This window comes from Streptomyces sp. NPDC002935, from assembly GCF_040611295.1.
Lineage (GTDB): Bacteria > Actinomycetota > Actinomycetes > Streptomycetales > Streptomycetaceae > Streptomyces.
This window is the reverse complement of the sequence record NZ_JBEXNW010000044.1, coordinates 25070-44459: the sequence shown is the minus strand read 5'-3', so window position 1 is coordinate 44459 and position 19390 is coordinate 25070. Positions and strand designations below refer to the sequence as shown.

Annotated in this window: 21 protein-coding genes, 1 tRNA gene and 2 pseudogenes; 19 read left to right on the top strand and 5 right to left on the bottom strand. The window is 67.4% G+C overall.

Translation table 11 applies throughout. The features are described from left to right. The first annotated feature begins 53 nt into the window (after positions 1-53). Positions 54-287, top strand: a complete 234-nt coding sequence (locus ABZX90_RS38425; protein WP_355212916.1) for a hypothetical protein — start codon at positions 54-56, stop codon at positions 285-287. A gap of 225 nt (positions 288-512) precedes the next feature. On the opposite strand, the gene ABZX90_RS38420 is transcribed toward ABZX90_RS38425, so the two are convergent. Then, positions 513-1745, bottom strand: a complete 1233-nt coding sequence (locus tag ABZX90_RS38420; protein ID WP_355212914.1) for a hypothetical protein — start codon at positions 1743-1745, stop codon at positions 513-515. Positions 1746-1832: 87 nt separating this feature from the next. On the opposite strand from ABZX90_RS38420, the gene ABZX90_RS38415 reads away from it, so the two are divergent. Beyond that, positions 1833-2018, top strand: a complete 186-nt coding sequence (locus ABZX90_RS38415; RefSeq protein ID WP_355212912.1) for an IS3 family transposase — start codon at positions 1833-1835, stop codon at positions 2016-2018. Positions 2019-2309: 291 nt separating this feature from the next. On the opposite strand, the gene ABZX90_RS38410 is transcribed toward ABZX90_RS38415, so the two are convergent. The 3 genes from ABZX90_RS38410 to ABZX90_RS38400 form a co-directional block, all read right to left on the bottom strand. Beyond that, positions 2310-3941, bottom strand: a complete 1632-nt coding sequence (locus ABZX90_RS38410) for a cation acetate symporter (RefSeq protein WP_355212910.1) — start codon at positions 3939-3941, stop codon at positions 2310-2312. Beyond that, a complete protein-coding gene (locus ABZX90_RS38405; RefSeq protein ID WP_355212908.1) occupies positions 3938-4195 on the bottom strand; it encodes a hypothetical protein in 258 nt (85 codons plus the stop codon). Before ABZX90_RS38405 ends, ABZX90_RS38410 begins: the two co-directional genes overlap by 4 nt. 619 nt (positions 4196-4814) lie before the next feature. Continuing rightward, positions 4815-5051 carry a hypothetical protein gene (locus tag ABZX90_RS38400; protein WP_355212906.1) on the bottom strand — a complete coding sequence of 79 codons (237 nt, stop codon included), beginning with the start codon at positions 5049-5051 and terminating at the stop codon, positions 4815-4817. Here ABZX90_RS38400 and ABZX90_RS38395 point away from each other — a divergent pair. The 10 genes and pseudogenes from ABZX90_RS38395 to cutA form a co-directional block, all read left to right on the top strand. After that, positions 5006-5848, top strand: a pseudogene (locus ABZX90_RS38395) (IS30 family transposase); the annotation flags it as partial. The gene ABZX90_RS38400 and the pseudogene ABZX90_RS38395 sit on opposite strands and share 46 nt — an antisense overlap. A 7-nt stretch (positions 5849-5855) precedes the next feature. Continuing rightward, positions 5856-6044, top strand: a pseudogene (locus ABZX90_RS38390) (IS3 family transposase); the annotation flags it as partial. 312 nt (positions 6045-6356) lie between these two features. Next, positions 6357-6432, top strand: a tRNA-OTHER gene (locus ABZX90_RS38385). 460 nt (positions 6433-6892) lie between these two features. Beyond that, positions 6893-7597, top strand: a complete 705-nt coding sequence (locus tag ABZX90_RS38380; protein ID WP_355212904.1) for a hypothetical protein — start codon at positions 6893-6895, stop codon at positions 7595-7597. Positions 7598-7715: 118 nt separating this feature from the next. Further along, a complete protein-coding gene (locus tag ABZX90_RS38375) occupies positions 7716-8126 on the top strand; it encodes a head decoration protein (protein WP_355212902.1) in 411 nt (136 codons plus the stop codon). A 13-nt stretch (positions 8127-8139) separates the two neighbouring features. Then, complete coding sequence (locus ABZX90_RS38370) at positions 8140-9189, top strand: major capsid protein (RefSeq protein ID WP_355212900.1); 1050 nt, start codon at positions 8140-8142, stop codon at positions 9187-9189. 1 nt (position 9190) lies between these two features. Then, positions 9191-9526 (top strand): hypothetical protein, encoded by a 336-nt coding sequence (locus tag ABZX90_RS38365; protein ID WP_355212898.1) that lies wholly within the window; start codon positions 9191-9193, stop codon positions 9524-9526. 71 nt (positions 9527-9597) lie between these two features. Then, entirely contained in the window at positions 9598-9918 is a 321-nt protein-coding gene (locus ABZX90_RS38360; protein ID WP_355212896.1) for a hypothetical protein, read from the top strand. Then, the gene (locus ABZX90_RS38355; protein WP_355212894.1) at positions 9918-10736 is read left to right on the top strand and encodes a hypothetical protein; all 819 of its coding nucleotides are present in this window, start codon (positions 9918-9920) and stop codon (positions 10734-10736) included. Before ABZX90_RS38360 ends, ABZX90_RS38355 begins: the two co-directional genes overlap by 1 nt. Positions 10737-10849: 113 nt before the next feature. Next, entirely contained in the window at positions 10850-11185 is a 336-nt protein-coding gene (gene cutA / locus ABZX90_RS38350) for a divalent-cation tolerance protein CutA (protein ID WP_355212892.1), read from the top strand. A gap of 4 nt (positions 11186-11189) precedes the next feature. Here the strand turns inward: cutA and ABZX90_RS38345 are convergent, their stop codons facing one another. After that, positions 11190-12440: a helix-turn-helix transcriptional regulator gene (locus ABZX90_RS38345; RefSeq protein ID WP_355212890.1), complete on the bottom strand. Its 1251-nt coding sequence runs from the start codon at positions 12438-12440 to the stop codon at positions 11190-11192. Between the two features lie 242 nt (positions 12441-12682). Between ABZX90_RS38345 and ABZX90_RS38340 the strand changes: the two genes are divergently transcribed. From ABZX90_RS38340 to fxlM, 7 genes are all read left to right on the top strand, one after another. Next, the gene (locus ABZX90_RS38340) at positions 12683-13087 is read left to right on the top strand and encodes an ATP-binding protein (RefSeq protein WP_355212888.1); all 405 of its coding nucleotides are present in this window, start codon (positions 12683-12685) and stop codon (positions 13085-13087) included. Positions 13088-13096: 9 nt separating this feature from the next. Then, positions 13097-13648, top strand: a complete 552-nt coding sequence (locus ABZX90_RS38335; RefSeq protein ID WP_355212886.1) for a hypothetical protein — start codon at positions 13097-13099, stop codon at positions 13646-13648. 170 nt (positions 13649-13818) lie between these two features. Then, positions 13819-14820 (top strand): hypothetical protein, encoded by a 1002-nt coding sequence (locus tag ABZX90_RS38330; protein WP_355212884.1) that lies wholly within the window; start codon positions 13819-13821, stop codon positions 14818-14820. A 78-nt stretch (positions 14821-14898) separates the two neighbouring features. Next, on the top strand, positions 14899-16416 hold the full coding sequence (locus ABZX90_RS38325; protein ID WP_355212882.1) for an amino acid permease: 1518 nt from the start codon (positions 14899-14901) through the stop codon (positions 16414-16416). Continuing rightward, on the top strand, positions 16416-17792 hold the full coding sequence (locus ABZX90_RS38320; protein ID WP_355212880.1) for a glutamine synthetase family protein: 1377 nt from the start codon (positions 16416-16418) through the stop codon (positions 17790-17792). Before ABZX90_RS38325 ends, ABZX90_RS38320 begins: the two co-directional genes overlap by 1 nt. A gap of 61 nt (positions 17793-17853) precedes the next feature. Then, positions 17854-18021, top strand: a complete 168-nt coding sequence (locus ABZX90_RS38315; RefSeq protein WP_355212878.1) for a hypothetical protein — start codon at positions 17854-17856, stop codon at positions 18019-18021. Between the two features lie 142 nt (positions 18022-18163). Continuing rightward, positions 18164-19369: a methyltransferase, FxLD system gene (fxlM, locus tag ABZX90_RS38310; RefSeq protein WP_355212876.1), complete on the top strand. Its 1206-nt coding sequence runs from the start codon at positions 18164-18166 to the stop codon at positions 19367-19369. The last annotated feature ends 21 nt before the right edge of the window (positions 19370-19390 follow it).

Sequence of the window (19390 nt, the reverse complement as noted above, 5' to 3'; positions counted from 1 at the left end):
CGGCTTCGTCCCATCACGGGCCGGCCCGGGCAGTGTGCGCGACGAAGTACCGGGTGACGGGACAAGTGGTCGCGGTGCGGCGGCCAGCGTGGAACGACGGCCCGGTGGCCAAGCCGAACAGCCCGGTCGACCACTACGTACACCGCGGCGACGAACTCCTGTCGTGCGTCGACGCGATCGCACGGACCCGGAGCGGCCCGGCGTACCGCAAGTGCGGCCGCAGCGGCTCGGTCTGGCGCGTGGTGCACGGCGGGCAGATCCCGGCGACCTGCGTGAAGCGTGTGTGACGGTGCCGCTGGCGTAGCCGGTCCGGTGGCGGCCGCAGCGGGCATTCGAATTCCGTCACGGTCTAGGGTCTGACGGGCAGCCCGGCCCCGTAACGCTCTGGCGGGGTCGGGCTTGCTCGTTCCCGATGCTTCCAGAAGGGCACCGGAGGACACCGTCCGGAGCGCTGGCTGTGCGCAACGACGGACGGCAGAGCCAGTGGGCAGCTTTCCGTGCCACATGGTTGCTCAGGCCCCAGGCTTGAAACGGCGGAACATGTCCGGGAGGAACTGCCGCAGAAGGGCCTCCGCAGAATCGAGGTGCTTGAGTTCACTGTGGCCGAAGCGGAACACCTCATAGCCTCTGAGCTTGAGATCTCGGTCAGCGGCGACCATGTCTGCGTACTTGCCGGAATCGGGAGTGCGGCCACGGTCGCGGGTGTAGTGCTGGGATCCATCGACCTCCAGGACGACACGCTGGCCATGAGGCAGCAGCACCAGGAAGTCCATGCGGGAGCGCAGCAGCGCTTCGGGGCCCCGCTCCTTGACAGTTCGGTGGTCCCAGTGCAGCCACACTTCGGGTAGGAGAGCTGGATCCTCAGGAGAGGGCCCGAGAATTCGGTGATAGGCGATGAAGAGGTTCTTCTGGCCTTCCGAGTTGTCCGGCAGGCTTTTGAGGAGTCGTTGGTACAGATCCCCTCGCACTTCGGCCTCAGTGCTCATCTTGCGGGTGTCCTGCCACCAGGCGTGCAGATCACACCACCGCAGGCCCTCTGTGGAGATCTCACGGTCATAGACGAGGGTGTCGTCCGGATTCCCTCCGACGATCTCGATGTCGTTGTCGACCGAAGACCGGAAGCGGATGTCCGGCTTGGTCAGTGAGGCGAAGATGACGTTCTTCGGCCGCCGGTGGCCTTGCAGTCGCGTGGGCACCACGGCGAATACTGGGTAGCCGCCGTCGTTGCCGACTGCCCTCAACTCGACTCCAGCGGCTTGGAGACAGCCGTTGATCGTACTGACAGTCTTATCCTGGAGATGCTCATCCAGGAGGAGGTCGGCTGACACCAGGCCCTCCAGGAAGCGGGCGAACCTGGCGTCCCCGGCCTCGAAGGCACCGAGATTGTCGAAGAGGTCCTCGGTCGACCAGTCCTCAGGGTTACGGAAGACATGTCGCTCGATGCGGTCCCGCAGCGTCACTTGACGCATGCCGTTCAAGAGCAGGCCCTCCAGCGCCTCGAGAGAGAGGCCCGGGTCCTCGGCTATCCAGAAGCGGTCAAGCAGCTGCAGGAACCGGTCGTGATGTTGTGTCAACTCCGACAGGTTGAGGGCACGTGCCAGTTCACGGCGGATCTTCTTTGGTATTTCGGGCGATGACCCTGCCCACAGCAGGTCCTCGAGTTGATACCGGATCGACGGGCTCACCTGGACCTGGTTCTGTTCCAGGATGCGTCGCGTGACTTGTGGAATGTCAGCGTCGGGCACGTGGCCCAGGCTCAGTTGGATCCGCTCACGCTTGCTCCCGGCATCCTCCGAGACCGGTGACATTCCGTCAGCTAGGCGTTCAACAGCGTGCTGAAGGTTGAGTACGTCCACCGGCACGCCTTCGCCACACGCACCGAGGCCCGGATCCGGATCGCGACCTGGATCACCGACTTCTACAACAGCCGTCGGCTACACAGCGTGTGCGGCTTCAAGAGCCCGATCGACTACGAACACGACTACTGGGCCAGCCTCGGTGAAGGGCCGGCTGCATAGGAAGGTCTCCGCGATTCGAGGGGATTGACAGGCTTTGCGGGCCGCCGAAGACGTTGTCGGCGTCGTCGTGCCTCAGCGGCCGCCCGCCGCTCGGGTCACCGACACGTTTCTTTGGCCGCACAGGTTCTGAGATTGCACAGAGAGTTGCCTCGATGGCGGCATCGGGCGGCTCGTCCGTCCGCACGGGGGCCGGGTGCGGTACTGCCCGCCGCGCCCGGCCCGGCGCCCGCCCGGCGCGCCGGGCGGACACGCCCATCATCACCGGTAGGTGGTCACCCCTATCCGCTTAGGTCAGGAGACACGGCTCTCTTCCGGCCGGTCCAGCAGCGCGCGGGTCGTGATGGCCGCGTACCGTGCGGCGTCCTGGGGGTCCCTGCTGCGCGCGGTGCAGACACTGGCGATCCAGCCGGCGGCGAATCCCACCGGGATGGACACCAGCCCTGGCGTCATCAGCGGGAACCAGCCGAAGTCGGCCGACGAGAAGAGCGCGCCTGGCGCGCCTGAAACGGTTGGTCCGAAGATCTGGAGCACGACGGAGGAGATGAGTCCCGCGTACATGGTCCAGAGCAGTCCGGCTCGTGTGCACTTCTTCCAGAAGAGGGCGTACACCAGGCTCGGCAGTACTGCGGATGCCGAGACGGAGACGGCGAACTGCGCTAGGAACTGGATGTGCCAGCCCTGCGCCAGCAGCGACAGCAGCAGAGACAGGGTCCCCACGACGGGAGTCGTCCACCGCATGGCTTTGACCTCGGCGGAGGGGGTGATCTTGCCTTCGCGGGCACCGGCTGCGTAGAGGTCGTGTACAAGAGCTGCGGAGGCACTCAGTGCGAGGGCCGCGACGACGGTCAAGACGGTGAGGAAGACCGCGGACACCACCAGGGCGGTGAGGAGGTCGCCCGTTGCTCCCCCGGCCAGGCTTTGGCCGAGGGACAGCAGAGCTGTTGCCGACTGGAGGTCGAACTGTGCCGGGGGCAGTCCGCCGCTGCGGGCTGCAACTCCCAGGCCGAGCGTGACGGCCATCGTGGCGAACACGGCCACCATGCCGCTGGCGAGGACGACGGAGCGCCGGGCGGCGCCGCCGTGCTCGGCGGTCTTCACGCGCATGATCATGTGGGGCAGAACGGCCGACCCGAGGACGATGGTGACCTGTACGGACAGCAGGTTGAGGCGTCCCGTGAGGCCTTTGCCGTTGGTCTGTCCCGGGGTGAAGTAGGCGGCCGGGTCGGGATAGCGGTCGGCTGCGCCGGACAGCAGGCGGGCGGGGTTCCATCCGATGCTGTGCAGCAGCAGGAGCACAAGCAGGGCCATGCAGACGAAGACGGTAAGTGTCTTGATCATCTGGAGCATGGTGTTGCCGCGCATACCGGTCAGAGCCGCGGCGCAGACCACCACCACCCCGATGAACACCGTGCACAGCTGTGCTGATTCTGTCCCGGTGATGGCGAGCATCGCCGCCATGGCTTTGCCGGCCGACGTCAGCTGCACGACGGCGAAGGGGATGCAGACGATGACACAGATCAGGGCCGCCGCCGTGCGGATGGACCGGTCCTCGAACCTGGCGGCGAGCGTGTCGCCGAGCGTGAAGCGGCCGGTGTTGCGCAGCGGTCTGGACAGTACAAGCAGCACGGCGTAGGAGCCGACGGTGGCCACGGCCAGGGCTGTTCCGTCGTAGCCCAGGACCGAGACCAGTCCTGTGCAGCTCAGCAGCAGCAGGATGGTGATGGTGTCGCCGGTCATCGCCAGCGCGTTTTGCCATGGCTGTACCGAGCGTCCGGCCGCGTAGAGGTCGTCGATCCCCTCCGAATCGACGCTGAACCGCAGGCAGAGCAGCAGGGTTGTGGCAACGACCAGGAAGAACGCCGTCAAGGGGGCGGCGCCGGTCATTGAGCTCTCGGCCATACGGGCCGCGTTGGCCGTGCTCATGTGTGGCCCCCCAGCGTGAACGGGTCTGTATCGCCAGCAGGCGCCGCCTGCTCCGTGATCCGTCTGGTCGCGTGGTCGAACCACCGCGACGTCAGCGGAATGCCCAGGCCCAGCAGGGCCAGGAGCAGGAAGCCGACGGTCAGGCCGCCTGCCACCCGGGTCGCGAGCCAGGGCCCGGCCAGCAGCGGAAGCACCGCGATGACCGACCAGGCGACGGCGTGGGCCCTTATGTAGCGGGACGTGACCCGTGCCATCGCCCGCGCTGTGGCCCGGTGCGCGGCATGTGCTGCTTCCGTCACGTGCTCTGGGGGGTGAGGGATCCGCTGTTGGGGCCGGGGCGGCTCGTAGTTGAACGCGTTCATGGTTCTCCCGTGGGAAAGGCTGGAATGACCGCCGGTGGCATGCGAGGTCGACTGACGTCGTGTCCGGTCAGGGACTTCCGGCGATGTCTGGCGGCGAGGAAACGAGCAGGGCCGGGGCGCCGTGCCTGAACAGCGCAGCGGTGGAGTGTTCCGGCGCGCGGGGCCCGGTGTCTGAGGGCAGATCAGCATCTTGGCTCATCCGCGTTCTCCGGTGGAAGAGCACGGGCTTCTCTCCGTGGCGTCGGGGAGAGGATGCTGCAGAGCAGGCGGCCGGAGGCCAGACAGAGCCTACGGCGGCCTTTCGGACTGGTAGCGGTTCGTGGCCGCGGGCACGTCCGGCGGGAAGGCCTTCAGGGGAGGAAAGGTCTTCCCACCGGAGTCTGGCTGCGCGGTGGTGACAAGGTAGAACAGGCAAGGAGTGCGTGTTTTGCCTGTGGGGACAGGTAACTTGGCGATCCGGGACTACCACGCGGATGCGGGGATTCCGCCCGTCGTGCGCGTCCTCGCAGGCTCAGCTTCCGTTTGGCGTCCCCGGTTCGGTCCGCTTCTTGCGCCACTCCCGCGGGCCGGTGCCGAACTGTTCGTGGACCCAGCGGGAGAACACGCTCAGCGCGAGCGCGATGACCTGCTCACCACCGAAGAGAAGAACGAGCTCGCCCAACTGCGGCGCGAGGTGCGGGACCTGCGACAGGCGCGTGGACGGGGCGGAACAAGCCGCACCGCAAGGACCGCGCGTGGGTTCAGGCATGGAGTCCGGAGCAGATCGCGAACCGGATCAAGCTTGATTTCCCGGATGATGAGTCCATGCGCATCAGCCACGAGGCGATCTACCAGGCTCTCTACGTTCAGGGCCGAGGGGCGCTCAAGCGTGAGCTGATCTTGTGCCTTCGCACGGGCCGCGCGCTACGGGCCCCGCGTGCTCGTTCACGTCGGAAGACCTGGGCGCACGTCACACCACAAGCGCTCATCAGCGAACGGCCCGCCGAGGCCGAGGACCGTGCCGTTCCTGGCCACTGGGAAGGTGACCTGATCATCGGGCTGGAGCGGTCCGCGATCGGCACTGTCGTTGAGCGGTCAACTCGGTTCACGATGCTGGTTCACCTGCCGCGCGAGGAAGGCTACCGGCACAAGCAATCGGTCAAGAATGGTCCTGCGCTGGCCGGTTATGGGGCGATCACGATGAAGACCGCACTCGCCAATACGATGTCGACGCTTCCCGAACAGCTGGCACGGTCGCTGACCTGGGATCGCGGAAAGGAGATGTCGGCCCATGCGCAATTCAGAGTCGAGACCGGCATTCCCGTGTTCTTCGCCGATCCGCATAGTCCGTGGCAGCGCGGCACGAACGAGAACACCAACGGGCTGTTGCGACAGTACTTCCCGAAAGGAACCGATCTCTCGAGATGGTCCGCCTAGGAAGTCGAGGCCGTCGCCCACACTCTCAACAGCAGACCCCGCAAGACGCTCGGTTGGAAGACACCCGCCGAGGCGTTCAACGAGCAGCTACAGTTGCTTCAACAGGCTGGTGTTGCAACGACCGGTTGAATCCGGTCAGTTCCGGTCCCGGAAATTCGTCCGGGCGCTCGACCGCCACCGGATGGCCGGCTCGATAGGGAGAGTCGGGGCAGCCGGGGACAACGCGGCCATGGAGTCGTTCTTCAGCCTGCTGCAGAAGAACGTCCTCGACCGCCGGAGCTGGACCACCCGCGAGGAACTGCGGATCGCGATCGTGACCTGGCTCTGCTCCGTTTGTGGAACCGTCACACAGACGGTCAAGAGCTTCTGCCCGGAGTGCGGCACCACCTACGGTGAGCCAGGTGGAGGTAGGTCGGCGAGCTTCGTCTGGGGCGCCTTTGCTTGCGCGGCGGTATCTCTGCTTTTCTTCCCCATCGTTCTTGGGCCTCTCGCGATCGTGCTGTCAGCCCTCGCGATGAAGCGGAAGGAGTCGCACGCCACCCTGGCTATGAGCCTCTCAGTTGCAGGCATGGTGCTCGGCTTCATCCTCGGTGCGATGGCCGCCAGCGGTTGAGGCCCACGCGGTCGGTGGGGTCTCAATGGGTTGGTCAAGCGGCACAGAGTCTTGAAAACCGTCGTGGCGCGAGTCACCGTGGGTTCAAATCCCACACCCACCGCCCGCAGAAACGGACCCTGACCAGGTAAATCGGTCAGGGTCCGTTCTCATGCCCGGTATCCGCCGGCGCCCGTAACTCCCCGCTGTTTCCCGACCGAACGGGCGCGGGAGGGGCACGTCGACTGGCGATCTCTAGGCGTAGGCGGTCAGCAGCGCAGCAAGTAGCCCAGCCGCCGCAGCAGTGAAGACCCGTGGCTTCCTCCAGCCCGGTCCCGAAGCCTGGCGTTTCAGTTCCCACATGATCACCAGACCGGCACCAAGGCCCCGCGCGCTCCGCAGCAGGAAAACGGTGGTGTGCACGGGGAGCCTCCAGGGGGCATGCCGTGCGTAGCGTTAGGCCGGCGAGGGAGGGGAGTTGTGGCGCCGCGGGGCCTGCTGCGTGTCCGTTGCCGTGTCTAGGGCTGTGGCTACACTGATCGACGGCGCGGGGGCGCTGCTGCTGGAGGACTGGACCCCGCATGGACAGGCTGCTGCCCGACCCCCATACGCCCGTCGGCTACCGGCGTGACGGCCGCCCCATCTACCCGATCGTGGGCGCGGACCCCACCGACCCGACCAACCAGCTGCTGCCGACCGCTCCGAACACCGATCCGGCCGCACCATCGGCGCCCGCGCAGCCTGTCGACCAGGACGCGCTGAACCGGCTCCTGGCCCGCGAGAAGCAGCAAGGCGAACGCAGCGCGATCCGCAAGCTCGTCGAGCAGTTGGGGTTCGCCAAGACCGATGACCTGACCACGTTTGTGCAGCAGCAGCGCGACGCGCAGGCCGCGCAGCTCTCCGAGATCGAGCGCCGCGAGCAGGCCGCCGCTGAAGCCTCCGCCGCAGCTGCCGCACGCGAGGCACAGGCCGTCGTCCGCGAACGCGCCGCGGCACGCCGCTCCGCCCTGGTGGCGCTCGGTGCGACCGGCGACGACCTGAAGGACGCCGAACGGCTCCTGGTCGTCGAGGACGACGCCGGCGAGGACGTCATCGCCGAAGCTGCTGAAGCCCTGAAGGCGCGCAGGCCCGAGCTGTTCGCCGCCGCCACCACCGCCCCGACGCCGCCCGCCGCACCCGGTGGCTCCCCCGCGGGCGGCCCGCCGCCGCGCGGTGGCACTGTGCCCAAGCCTGGCCAGCACGGGGCCGACATGGCCCGCCAGCGCGGCTTCGCGACGGGCAGCTGACTTCCCACCGGTGGGCTAAGACCGGACCTGCGGGGACCACGCCCCCTTCCTCTCGTGGACGACGCCACCAGCCGGTGAGCGGACGATCACTCGCTTCGTCGCGTCCACGGGAGGACTCATGACCGTTCAGCCGGTCTCTTTCACCCAGAACCTGACAGCCGACCGCTCCTGGCTTGCCAGCCTCCATGGCACCGGTGAGATCGACTCCATCACCCTCGACATGTCCACCTTCACGTCCGGCACCCACTACATGCCCTCGACGGATACGAACGTCCCCTACAGCCGGTTCCTGTCCGGCATCCCCGTCGGCAAGATCACCGCCTCAGGCCTGTACGGCCTCTACTCCACGGGCGCCTCCGATGGCCGGCAGAACCTGGCAGGGTTCGTGTTCGCCGAGGTGCTGTTGGCACCGTCGCAGATGAAGGTCCCGGCCGCGCTGCTGTGGCACGGCTCGGTGAAGACCGCGAAGCTCCCGGTCGCCGTCGCCGCCGTTGCCCCGTCCGCGATCTGCCAGATCCGGTTCGCGTAAAGGAGCCTTGTCGATGACTGTTCAGGACCTCATCAGGGACGTCACCACGGCGGACCTGACCACGTTCGCCCGCTACATCCCCACCCCCGCCGACTTCCTGCTCACGCAGACCGTGTTCGCCAAGGTGTCGATCCAGGACGTCATGTGGCGGATCAAGCAGACAGGCCGCTACGTAAACGCGGCGAAGTACCGCAGCTTCGACGCCTCGGTTCCGTTCGCCGACCGGCAGGCGTGGCAGACGTCCACACAGGGCATGCTGCCGTCCCTGGGCCAGAAGCTCATGGTCGGCGAGGTCGAGCTGCTGCTGCAGGAGGCATCCCGCGGCGCGGACGCGTCCCGCCTGGAGCAGCTGCTGTACGACGACGTGGAGCGGCACGTCGAAGCCATCAACTCCCGTCTGGAGCTGGCGGCCGGCGATGTCCTCACCGATGGCAAGTTCTCCCTCTCGGCAGAGAACGGGCTCACCCTCGACGTTGACTTCGGTGTGCCTGCGGCGAACATGCCGACTGTTCCGAAGCTGTGGTCCGACCCGACCGCGGATGCAATAGCGGACGAGCTGGGCTGGATCTCCTACCTCGACGGCATCAGCGCGCCCATGCCCGAGATGGTCATCACCTCGCGGCGCGCATTCTCCTACCTGGCGGCCAACAACGCCTACCGGGCCGCCTACTACGGGTCGGTGAACCCGTCGACGACGCCGACCGCATCGCTGACGCCGCAGCAGATCAACGTGGTCCGCGACAACTACGGGCTGCCGCCGATCACCCTGTACCGGGCGCAGGTCCGCGTGGACGGCGTGTCCACGAAGTGCCTGCCGGACGACCGCTGGGTGATGCTGCCGCCGGACCGGGCGAAGTGGGGGCAGACCCTGTACGGCACCACCGCTGAGTCGCTTGTGCTGTCTCGGGGTGGCAACCCGCAGATCACCCGCGAGGACGCTCCCGGCCTGATCGTCACCCGCGGCGCCAAGGATGACCCGGTGCAGATCTGGACCAAGGGCGCGGCTGTGGCCATGCCGGTGCTGTACGGGCCGGACTGTCACATCACCGCGAAGGTGCTGTGACATGGGGCAGCGACTGGCAGCGGCGGTGCACGTGCGGCACCCGAAGACGAACGACTGGCTGATCCTGCAGCCCGGCGACGAGCCGGACGAGGACCTGGCCGAGGTCATCACCAACCCAGGGGCGTGGGAGCCGGACGAAGAAGACGGCGGGGACGGTGACACGCCCGCCAGCAACCCCGACCCCGACTCCGCCTCGAGCCCGCATCCCGAGCCGGAGCCGGAGCCGGAGCCGGAGCCGGAGCCGGAGCCGGAGCCGGAGCCGGAGGTGGAGGTGGAGGTGGAGGTGGAGCAAACGAAGCCAGCCCGAGCCCGGACCCGCAAGCAGGCCGGCGAGTAACCCAGCCAGGCCCGGCCCGGCACCCCACAGCGGGCGCCGGGCCGCGCCGCATACTCGGAAGGGACACCCCCGTGGATCCCGCAGTCCTCGCCTGGCTCTTGGCGCAGCTCGGCCCTGCCACCGACACCGCCGACCTGCAGACCCGCTACGCACGGCTCGGCACGGCCCGCGCTGTTGCCCTGGAAGTGCTGTCGGAGCGGCGCGCCAAGCTGTTGGCAGACCCCCTACAGCTGACCGTCAACGGTGTCGTCACGATGGACCAGAGCAACAACCTCACCGGCCTGGAGCGGCAGATCGCCTTCGTCGAGGCCGCGGCCGCGCCGGATGAGGCAGCGGGCGGGGACGCTCTCGTCATCGCCCCGCTGCAGCGCGCCCATCACTGGCGGCGGTAGTGGCGTACGAGTTCCCGCCGTTGACCCCCGGTGACGCGGCCACGGTCGCGGCGCGGGTCGCCGCAGTGCTGGACGATGCCTGGCAGCGCCTGGCAGCCCAGCAAGCCGCAGTGCTGGCAGCGATCGGTGACGGTGACCGCTCCCGGATGGTCGCCGACCGGCTCGCCCAGTTCCAGGCCGCGATCGTCGACTTCCGGCAGCGCGTAGATGCAGAAGCCCGAGCATTCGTCGCCCGGCAACTTCCGCACCTGTACGAACAGGGCGCGCAGCATGCCGCCGAATCGCTTGGCGGACGGTTCACATGGACGCTGATCCACACCGATGCCTTGCAGTCGCTGGCCGCCGACTCCTACGCCGACTTCCTACGCCGCTCCCAGGAGGAGCAGCGGATGGCGGGTGCGTTCTACCGAGCCGTACGGGACGCCGCGCGGCGGGAGGTGCCGCTGCTCGCGGCGGGGAACACCACGGCTATGCAGGCCGCGAAGGCGCTCGCCGATCGACTCGCCACTGAGCACCAACTCCGGTACGTCATCTACCGCAATGGTGCCCGATACCCGGTGCAGGCGTGGGCGGAGGCGGCGACGCTCACCAAGAGCGCGGTGGCTTACAACGCCGGCACCCTGAACCGAGCCCGTGAGACGGGCGTGCAGTGGATGGAGGTGTTCGACGGTGCCGGGTGCGGCTGGACCAGCCACAAGGATCCCGACAAGGCCACCGGCACGCTGCGCACAGTGGAGGAGGCGGCGGCCTGGCCGATCTCTCACCCCCGCTGCCTGCGGGCGTTCGGGCCGCGCCCCGACATCACCACCCAACTCTGATCGGTCTTGGCGACGGCCGTCGGCAATCAGGAACAAGGAGTGCGAGCAGCGCGTTTCGAGAACTCGAAGACTGCTGGGTACCGTCGGATACATCGACCTGGGAGGGTAGTTGCATGGCCAGCGAAATCGTGATTGCGCAGACGACCATCGACGACGAGGAGAAGGCGAAGAACCTCGCTCGTGGCGCGGTCGAGAATCGGTTGGCCGCCTGTGCCCACATCGACCCCGCGTTCACCGCGGTGTACCGATGGAAGAATGCCATCGAGACTGCCCAAGAGTGGCGGATCTCGTACAAGACGACCACGGCGCGGCTTCCGGAGCTTCAAGCTTGGGTGTCCAAGGAGCACAGCTACGAGGTTCCTGAGTGGATCACGCTGCCAGTGACTGGAGGGTCCGAGGCATACCTGGCGTGGGTTGCCGAAGAGTCCACGCCAGAGACTGCTGGGTGACGCATCAAGCAGCGAACAGCTGAAGGTGGTGGGTTAGTTCGCGCTCCGTGGTCGGAAGCTGAGAGGCAATGGCTGCGGCGCGCGCCTTTCCCATGGTGTTGGGACGGGCCTCGACGGCCGCAGCGAACTGGCGTGACACATAAACGCCTTGGTCGAGGTCTCCGCCGCGCAACAGCGCCGAAGCCAGGTCGCCCAGTACTACAACCCCCGATTCCGGTAGGTCCCTGCCCAGCCGATCCACCGCGTGGTCTGCGGTCTCGGCCAGTTCATGCCTCCCGAGTTGCCCGTATACCGACAGCGCCAGGGAGTCCATTCGGTAGGGCGTCACGAAACCCACCCATGCCTGCTCGGCGGTGTGATCGGCGAAGTCGTAAGCGAAGCGAGCGCGCTCCAGGGCCCGGAGGGCGTTTGTGTCGTCGCCGGCACTCGCCGCTTCTTCCGCAAGCCTGCCGTAGATCCAGGCAGAGGCGGCGGCGTTGCCGGGTCCGCGTACATCCTTCGCAGCTTGTGCCAACAGTTCAGCAGCCCTTCCCGGGGTTGCCGCTCCGTAGCTGGCGTAGGCCAAGGCCAGGGCGCGCAAAGGCGGGTGCCCGGCGGCTTCTGCGCATTCCATGGTGACCTTGTAGTAGGCGTGGGCCCGCCGTTGGTCCCCCAAGTCCCAGGCAACCCATCCCGCCAAAGCGGCCGTTTCTCCGCCGGCGATCGTCATGGTCCGTTCGTAGTCACCAGCCCTTGGTAGCGCGGCGGTGATCGCATCGAGGTGACCCTCGACCTCGCCCTGCAGTTCGAGCGCGGTTAGGTGACTCTCGCTCACGTGAAGAGCACTCGCGCGATCAACGAGGGTGGCGGCCGCGGCGGAGTCGATCCTCATTCCCTTGTTGAGGGCATGGGTGAGGCGTTCCCACGGCTCGGCAGCGCTTGCTGCGCCGACGACGGCACCTTCGAGTAGCGTCCGGCGTTTCACGTCGTCCTGGTCCTCCCCTGCGCGGCGGGCGCTCTTTCTGCGCCTGGCGCGGGCGGCAGCCGCCTCCCGCTGCAGGTGTTCAGGGGATAAGCCGCAGGCCACCGCGATGTGCGCAAGCGTGTGGTTCGTTGGGATGTTCTTGCCCTGCTCGTAGCGATTGATCTCACGTCGGGTCATCGTGTCCCGACCCGAGACGGTGTTGATCGCGGCTGCCTGCTCTTCCTGCGTTCGCCCGGTCTTCTTGCGGAGCTGAAGAAGCAGCTCGGCGAAGGCGAACTCGTCTGTTGCCATGAGTGTGACCTCGTCTTTGAGTGGACGCCAATCATGGCTTTAACTCCCCCCGTCTGTTTCCCCCTTGACAGACTTTTCCCCCTCTGAATTCCCCTGGCAGCGGCCTCGGACTCGCGAAACGGTGTGTCCATGACCACGACAGGTAACGCCCTCGTCTCAGAGGGTCCTGCCCTCAGGGGTGCGTGATGATGACGGCAGCGGTACGGCCGCGCCTCGCAACCTCCGCCCGCGAGGAGGATTCGATGACCACCTGTGTCGCGATCGCGCGACGCAGCGGCAGTGAGAGCTTGTCTCCGGAGGACGCCAGTCGGGTCGGCGCAATGCGGCGACTGGCCAGGGCGCGCTTGAAGTATTGCGGCCTTCAGACGATGTCGGACGACGTGGCGATCATCGTCTCAGAGCTGTTCACCAACGCGATCCTTCACAGCGGCGGAACACAGATCACCTTTGCGATGACGGTCCGAGACGGCTCTCTCCGCATCTCCGTTCGTGACGGGATGCCGGGGAACGCGGAGATCCACTCCGTCGACGGCGAAGCCGAAACGGGGCGCGGCCTCTCCCTTGTCGCATCTCTCGTGGATGCGCGCCACGGAACGTGGGGCGTCAGTGATGCCGGCGCCACCACCTGGTGCTCCATCCCCTGTTGAGAAGGAACGATGACTTCGTCCGACGAGCCACTCTTCAGGATCTTCCCGAAACCGCACTCTATGCTGGGCAGCCATCGGCAAGGCGCCGTTGGCATCCCAGGTCTCATACGTGACGAGCCGGCGTGGACGCGGCACGCACAAATCCGAGCCAACCGTCACGTGGTTGCGAACGCGCGCAGTTACACCCGCATGTACCTCACTCTGGCGAACATCTCCGTGGATATCGAGGATGCGGCACGTATCGGGGGCGTGCTGATGGCCAATGCGGTCACACACTCGCGTGTCCCCGAGTACGCCCAGATCTCCATGCTGTGGAAGCTCCTGCCTACTGGTGAACTCGTCATCCAAGTGCAGGACTTCCGTCGCGACTTTCCTGACTTCAGCGACGTCGTGACGTGGAAGCCGGTCGAGGGCGAGAAGCCACGAGGCCTGTGGATCGCGCGTGAACTCGGCGCCGAGCTCGCTTTCGCCCCAACAGAGGCAGGAAAGATCGTTCAGGCGCTGATCAAACCCCTGAAAGCGCCTGGTTTGAACTTCCCTGCCGCACGCCAGACCCCCTGATCAGCCGTCAGGCGACAGCCAGTCACCCTGGCTCCCCCAAGGACCGGAAAGCGACTGCCGCCCGGCGGCTCCCTCCCCACTTCGAGGACTCCGTCCCATGGCCCCGTTATGTATGCCAAGCCGGGCATCTCTCCTGCCTGAAGCCCCCCATCTGATGCAGGGGTACACCGATGTCCAGTGACATGTCCCTGATCGTCCAGCCTGCGGGCCGCGACTACGGACTGCGCACCGCCCTGGAGGACCTGCAGCTCGGCCGGTGGCGCTCGATGCGGGACCTGCTCTGGGCCACGGGCGCCGACCGGGCCCTGCGTACCTCCCGGAGCCAGATCCTGGCCGTCGGCGCCGTGAACAGCGACGCGGTCACAGCCTGGTGGAAGGAAGAGCCCGATAACTCGGATGCGCTGATGATGTGGGCCCGGGTGCAGACGCAGCGTGCCCTCAACGCGAGTCGCGGAACGGTGACGGCGCGGGTCTTGCTGCAGAGCATCGGCGACGCCCGCCGGGCATGCCGGAACGCCGCCCAGACTCTGCCGAACGACCCCGTGCCGTGGGTGTGCCGTCTGGCTCTGGCTCAACTGGACGTCGACCGCAGGTACATGCATCGCCCCGAGCACTGGGGTGACCCGCCGGATGCCCTGCTGCCGCCGGGACCGTGGCCGCTGCTCTGGGAGGTCGTCCACCGCGATCCCGACAATCGCGAGGGCTACCACCGCATGCTCCAGTGCTTCCAGGCCCGCGGGCAGGGCGCTTTGGACTTCGCGCGGTGGACGGCGCTGAAGTCGCACGAGGGTTCCGCTCTGCTGGTCCTGCCGCTGTACGCGTTTGTCGAGTCCTACCGGCAGCAGCTTGGCCAGGGTGGGATTGTCCGGCCGCTCGGGTTCTGGACCAGTGACCAGGTCCGCTACTACGCGGACCGCGCGCTGGAGGGCTGGTTCGAGCACGCCGTCCCCGACACCGATGCCGTCCCCGAGTCCTGCTCCGCACTCGACCTCAACTACTTGGCCTACGTGCTGACCGCCAGCGGGAAGCCGGGGGCGGGCCCCGTGTTCAAGGCGATCGGCCCTTACGCCACCTCGGCGCCGTGGGCCCAGCTGAGCGAGGGGCGGCGCTGGTGGGAGCACGAGTTCACCAACGCCCGCGACTACGCGCTGAAACAGGCCTACCGCAGATGAACAGCCGGGCACCCCCGCCGCGGTGACTGCCTCCGCAGCTCCCCGAACCTTCCCCCAACGATCACGAGGATTCCTTCGATGTCCCCGAGAACAGCGTCCCACCGCCACCGCGTGCTCGACGACGATGCGGTCCTGGCCCAGCACGGCTACCCGCAAGAACTGGCCCGCAGAATGGGCCCGTTCGGCAACTTCGCCATTTCAATCTCTGTCATCTGCGTGCTGGCCGGATGCATGAGTCTCTTCGGCTTCGGCCTGGCGGCCGGCGGACCCGCGGTCATGTTGTGGAGCTGGGTCGCGGTCGGCGCGATGGTGCTGCTCTTAGGCCTCTCCCTGGCCGACGTCACCTCCGCCTATCCCACCTCCGGCGGCCTGTACTTCATGGCCGACCGGCTCGGAGGGCCTCTCGCTGGCTGGTTCACGGGCTGGCTCAACCTGATGGGCCTCCTCGGAGCGATCGCCGGGATCGACTACGGAGCCGCCACGTTCGCCGCGGCGTTCGCCAGCCTGCAATGGGGCGTGGAGCCGACCGACAGCCTCAAGATGATCATCTTCGCGGTGATCCTCTTGCTCCACGGCGGTCTGAACGCGCTCGGGGTCCGCGTGGTCAACGTGCTCAACTCCATCTCCGTGTGGTGGCAGATGGGCGGCGTCACGCTGATCGTCGGCGCGTTGTTCCTGGCCCCGGCCGCGCATCAGTCACCCGAGTGGGTCTTCACCCACTTCAACAACGACACCGGGATCTCCAGCCCGCTGCTGGTGTGCCTCATCGGCTCCCTGCTGGCCGGGTACACCTTCTGCGGCTACGACGCCTCCTCCCACCTGTCCGAGGAGACCCGCCAGGCGCAGTACGCCGCACCGCGCGGCATCATCCGCTCCATCTACGTCTCGTGGATCGCCGGATTCGTCCTGCTGGCCGGACTCCTGTTCTCCATCCAGGACTACAAGGGCACCCAGACCAGCACGACCGGGGTGCCGCCCGCGCAGATCTTCATCGACGTCCTCGGCGTTCCGGGAGCCAAACTCCTGCTGCTCGTCGTCATCGTCGCGATGCTCTTCTGCGGCAACGCAGAGGTCGCCGCGACCGCCCGCATGGTCTTCGCGTTCTCCCGCGACGGGGCACTGCCGTTCTCCGCGACCTGGCGGCAGGTCAGCAGCCGGACACAGACCCCGGTGAACGGCGTGTGGCTCGCGGTCGGAGTGGCATTCCTCCTGGCCCTGCCAGCCCTGTACTCGCCCGCCGCATACGGCGCGGTCACCGCGATCAACGCGGTCGGGATGACGCCCGCCTACGCCATCCCCGTCTTCCTCGCCCTGCGCGCCGGCAACCGCTACCAGCCCGGCCCGTGGACCCTGGGCCGGTGGCGACGGCCGATCGGCTGGATCGCCGTGACGTACGCGGCGTTCATCACCCTCGTCTTCTGCCTTCCCCAGACCTCGCCGATCACCGTCCAGTCGATGAACTACGCCGGAATCACACTGCTCGTCGTCCTCGGCCTGGCCTGGCTGATGTGGCTCACCCGCGGCCGCCACAACTACCGCCTCCCCGCCTCCCGGAACACCGGCCAGCAGACCGTCCTGTCCCAGGACGTGGTGTGATGGCCGAGCCGACCGTCCAGCCCACCGCACGCTCCGGGATCCTCTCTCCCGCCGACCTCCGGGACGCTGTGAGCCGCGAGGACATCACCACGGTGCTGCTCGCCGTCCCGGACATGATGGGCAGGCTCAAAGGCAAGCGCCTGGGGGCGGCCCGATTCCTGGAGACGATGGAATCCCAGGAGATGTGCGCGTACGTCCTGGCCACCGACGTCGACATGAACCCCCTGACGGGCTTTGACCTGACCGACTGGGAAGAGGGATACGGCGACATCCGTGTCCTGCCCGACATGGACACCATCCGACGTCTGCCCTACCCCGGCACCGTCCTCATCCACGCCGACGCCGCCCACGCCGACGGCACGTTCGTCGACGTCGCGCCCCGCCGCATGCTGTGCACCCAGCTCGCCCGCATCGCCAGGCTGGGAATGAACGTGCGGGTGGGCCTTGAGAGCGAGTTCGTGCTCTACCGGGGCGGCCAGCGGCACGCGCGGGCGGCGGGGTACCGGGGGCTGACGCCCGTCGGGCTCCACAACGGGGACTACTCCCTGGACCACCCGCCGGAGCTGATGCAGTTCTTCCTCGACCTTGGGGACGCGCTGAGTACCGCCGGCACCCCCGTCGAGGCCGTCAAGACGGAGGGCGCCCGAGGTCAGATCGAGGTGACGTTCCCGTACGGGGAAGCCCTGCGGGCCTGCGACGCGTACACCGCCTACAAGCACATCGTGAAGCACCTCGCCGAGCAGCAGCGCATGACACCAACCTTCATGGCGGTCCCGGAGACTGGTGTGGGCAGCGGACTGCACATCCATCTGTCCCTCTGGTTCGACGACCGCAACGCCTTCGCCTGCCAGTCCGGCCAGGACCTGCCGGAGTCGATGAAGCAGGCCATCGCCGGACTCGTCACCGCGATGCCGCACCTGGGCCCGCTGTACGCGCCCACGGTCAACTCCTACAACCGCTACCTTCCGCATTCGTTCGCCCCCACCCGATTCTCCTGGGGCTACGACAACCGCGGATGCGCCGTTCGCGTCACCGGCCACGGTGAGGGCGCACACCTGGAGATCCGTCTGCCGCCGGCCAACGCCAACCCCTATCTCGCCCTCTCAGCCTCCCTCGCAGCCATCCACCACGGGCTCACCAACCATCTCAAGCCCCCGCCACCGTGCGAGGGCGAGCCCTACGAGGATTCCGACGCGCTTCCAGTGCCAGGCACCCTCGCTGAAGCACTGGCGGACTTCGACGCGAGCTCGCTCGCGCAGGAAGCGTTCGGTGGCGCCGTGGTACGGCACTACGCACACGCCGCAAGAGCAGGGGTCTACGCACACCGCGGACAGGTCGGTGACGTTGAACTGGAGCGGGGGTTCCTGCGTGACTGATGTCCGCTCGCCCATCGCCCCGATCCCGAGCGAGCCCGTCAGTCTCAGGGGCACCAGCCGCATGGACCGTATCGAAGTGGCCGTGCTGGCCCTGCTGTTCGACCTGACGCAGCAAGCTGCCCGCTTCGGCGCAGGCACGACCCCTTGGGCGCAGCTCGCTGCGTACGACGTCGACGACTTCGCCCCCTTCGCGGCTAGAGGATCGGCAGGCCACCGCTTTCGGTTTTGAGTGCTTTTCAGCCGAACTCCGAAGGCAACCTTCCTTCGGCGCGTGACCACACCCCAGAGACGGCGCGCTGGCTAGCGTCCTCGCTTGCCAGCAGCCCGGCCTGGCTAGAGCAAGCACCCTCCCAACAGAAATAGGTAATCGGATGACTGCTATTGAGGGCTCGACTGTTCGTGATCCCGCCGCGCTGCGCGCGGCCATGGTCCGCGCGCTCCGTGACCAGGACGCGATCCTGTCCGAGTCTGTCGCCGCTGCTTTTGCCGCGGTACCCCGGCACCGGTTCGCGCCGGACGCGCCCCTGGAACTCGCCTACGACCTGCACAGCACCGTGCCGGTCAAGAAGGACGAGCACGGCCTGGACACCAGCGTCATGTCCGCCGCCCACCTCCAGGCCGTGATGCTGGAGCAGGCCGACATCGAGCCCGGCATGAAAGTCCTGGAGATCGGCTCGAACGGCTACAACGCCGCGCTCATCCAGGAACTCGTGGGCAGCGACGGGGCGGTCACCACGGTCGACATCGACCGTGACGTCGTCGACCGCGCCCGTCTGTGCCTGGACGATGCCGGGTACGGCCAGGTGAAGACGGTGCTCGCCGACGGCGAGGCCGGTGTTCCCGATGGGGCGCCGTACGACCGGATCATCGTTACCGCGGCCGCGTGGGATATCCCTCCGTCGTGGATCAGTGAGCTTGCCGAGAAGGGCAGGCTCGTCGTCCCCCTGACCGTGCGCGGTACGACCCGTTCGATCGCCTTCGACCGTGACGGCGATGGCCTGGTCAGCCGCTCCTACCGGATGGCGCGTTTCGTGCCCATGCAGGGTGAGGGAGCTGCGAAGGAGCGCAAGGCGTTGCTACGCGATGGCGTCGCCTTGCAGACCGACGACGCGCGGGTGCACCTGAACGCAGAGGCGTTGAATCACGCCCTGGACACTCCCCGGCTGGAGTCCTGGTCGGGGGCGGCCTATGACCTGCCTGACGAGCTGGAGCTGTATCTCACGTTCCGTCTGCCGAGCCCGGCCCGCTTGCACGCGTCCAAGGCCGTCGTCGAGAGCGGGCTCGTGGAAGCAGCAGCTGTGCTCGGTGTGCCGGCGCTGGTCAGCGAGGACAGCATCGCGTACCGCACCCGCCGCAAGAACGGGGAAACCGGCGGCTTCGAGAGCGGCGTGGTCGCTCACGGCCCGCACGCCGAAGTTCTTGCGGACCAGTACCTGGACCTGCTGCGGCGCTGGGCCCAGGACCACCGCCGCCGGGGAGCGGCGACGATCCGGTACGTGCCGGGTCCTGCCCCGTCCCCTCTGCCCCAGGACACCGTGCTGAAGCGGCACGGCATCGTCGCCGTGTCCTGGCACTAAGACTCCGGGGCCCGCTCCCGG

What these genes read in the sequence shown, in the direction of transcription:
- ABZX90_RS38410 (WP_355212910.1), bottom strand. Translation starts at nt 3,941, where the DNA reads ATGAGCACGGCCAACGCGGCCCGTATGGCCGAGAGCTCAATGACCGGC.
- ABZX90_RS38405 (WP_355212908.1), bottom strand. Translation starts at nt 4,195, where the DNA reads ATGGCACGGGTCACGTCCCGCTACATAAGGGCCCACGCCGTCGCCTGG.
- ABZX90_RS38400 (WP_355212906.1), bottom strand. Translation starts at nt 5,051, where the DNA reads ATGCCTGAACCCACGCGCGGTCCTTGCGGTGCGGCTTGTTCCGCCCCG.
- ABZX90_RS38380 (WP_355212904.1), top strand. Translation starts at nt 6,893, where the DNA reads ATGGACAGGCTGCTGCCCGACCCCCATACGCCCGTCGGCTACCGGCGT.
- ABZX90_RS38375 (WP_355212902.1), top strand. Translation starts at nt 7,716, where the DNA reads ATGACCGTTCAGCCGGTCTCTTTCACCCAGAACCTGACAGCCGACCGC.
- ABZX90_RS38370 (WP_355212900.1), top strand. Translation starts at nt 8,140, where the DNA reads ATGACTGTTCAGGACCTCATCAGGGACGTCACCACGGCGGACCTGACC.
- ABZX90_RS38365 (WP_355212898.1), top strand. Translation starts at nt 9,191, where the DNA reads ATGGGGCAGCGACTGGCAGCGGCGGTGCACGTGCGGCACCCGAAGACG.
- cutA (WP_355212892.1), top strand. Translation starts at nt 10,850, where the DNA reads ATGGCCAGCGAAATCGTGATTGCGCAGACGACCATCGACGACGAGGAG.
- ABZX90_RS38345 (WP_355212890.1), bottom strand. Translation starts at nt 12,440, where the DNA reads ATGGCAACAGACGAGTTCGCCTTCGCCGAGCTGCTTCTTCAGCTCCGC.
- ABZX90_RS38340 (WP_355212888.1), top strand. Translation starts at nt 12,683, where the DNA reads ATGACCACCTGTGTCGCGATCGCGCGACGCAGCGGCAGTGAGAGCTTG.
- ABZX90_RS38335 (WP_355212886.1), top strand. Translation starts at nt 13,097, where the DNA reads ATGACTTCGTCCGACGAGCCACTCTTCAGGATCTTCCCGAAACCGCAC.
- ABZX90_RS38330 (WP_355212884.1), top strand. Translation starts at nt 13,819, where the DNA reads ATGTCCAGTGACATGTCCCTGATCGTCCAGCCTGCGGGCCGCGACTAC.
- ABZX90_RS38325 (WP_355212882.1), top strand. Translation starts at nt 14,899, where the DNA reads ATGTCCCCGAGAACAGCGTCCCACCGCCACCGCGTGCTCGACGACGAT.
- ABZX90_RS38320 (WP_355212880.1), top strand. Translation starts at nt 16,416, where the DNA reads ATGGCCGAGCCGACCGTCCAGCCCACCGCACGCTCCGGGATCCTCTCT.
- ABZX90_RS38315 (WP_355212878.1), top strand. Translation starts at nt 17,854, where the DNA reads ATGGACCGTATCGAAGTGGCCGTGCTGGCCCTGCTGTTCGACCTGACG.
- fxlM (WP_355212876.1), top strand. Translation starts at nt 18,164, where the DNA reads ATGACTGCTATTGAGGGCTCGACTGTTCGTGATCCCGCCGCGCTGCGC.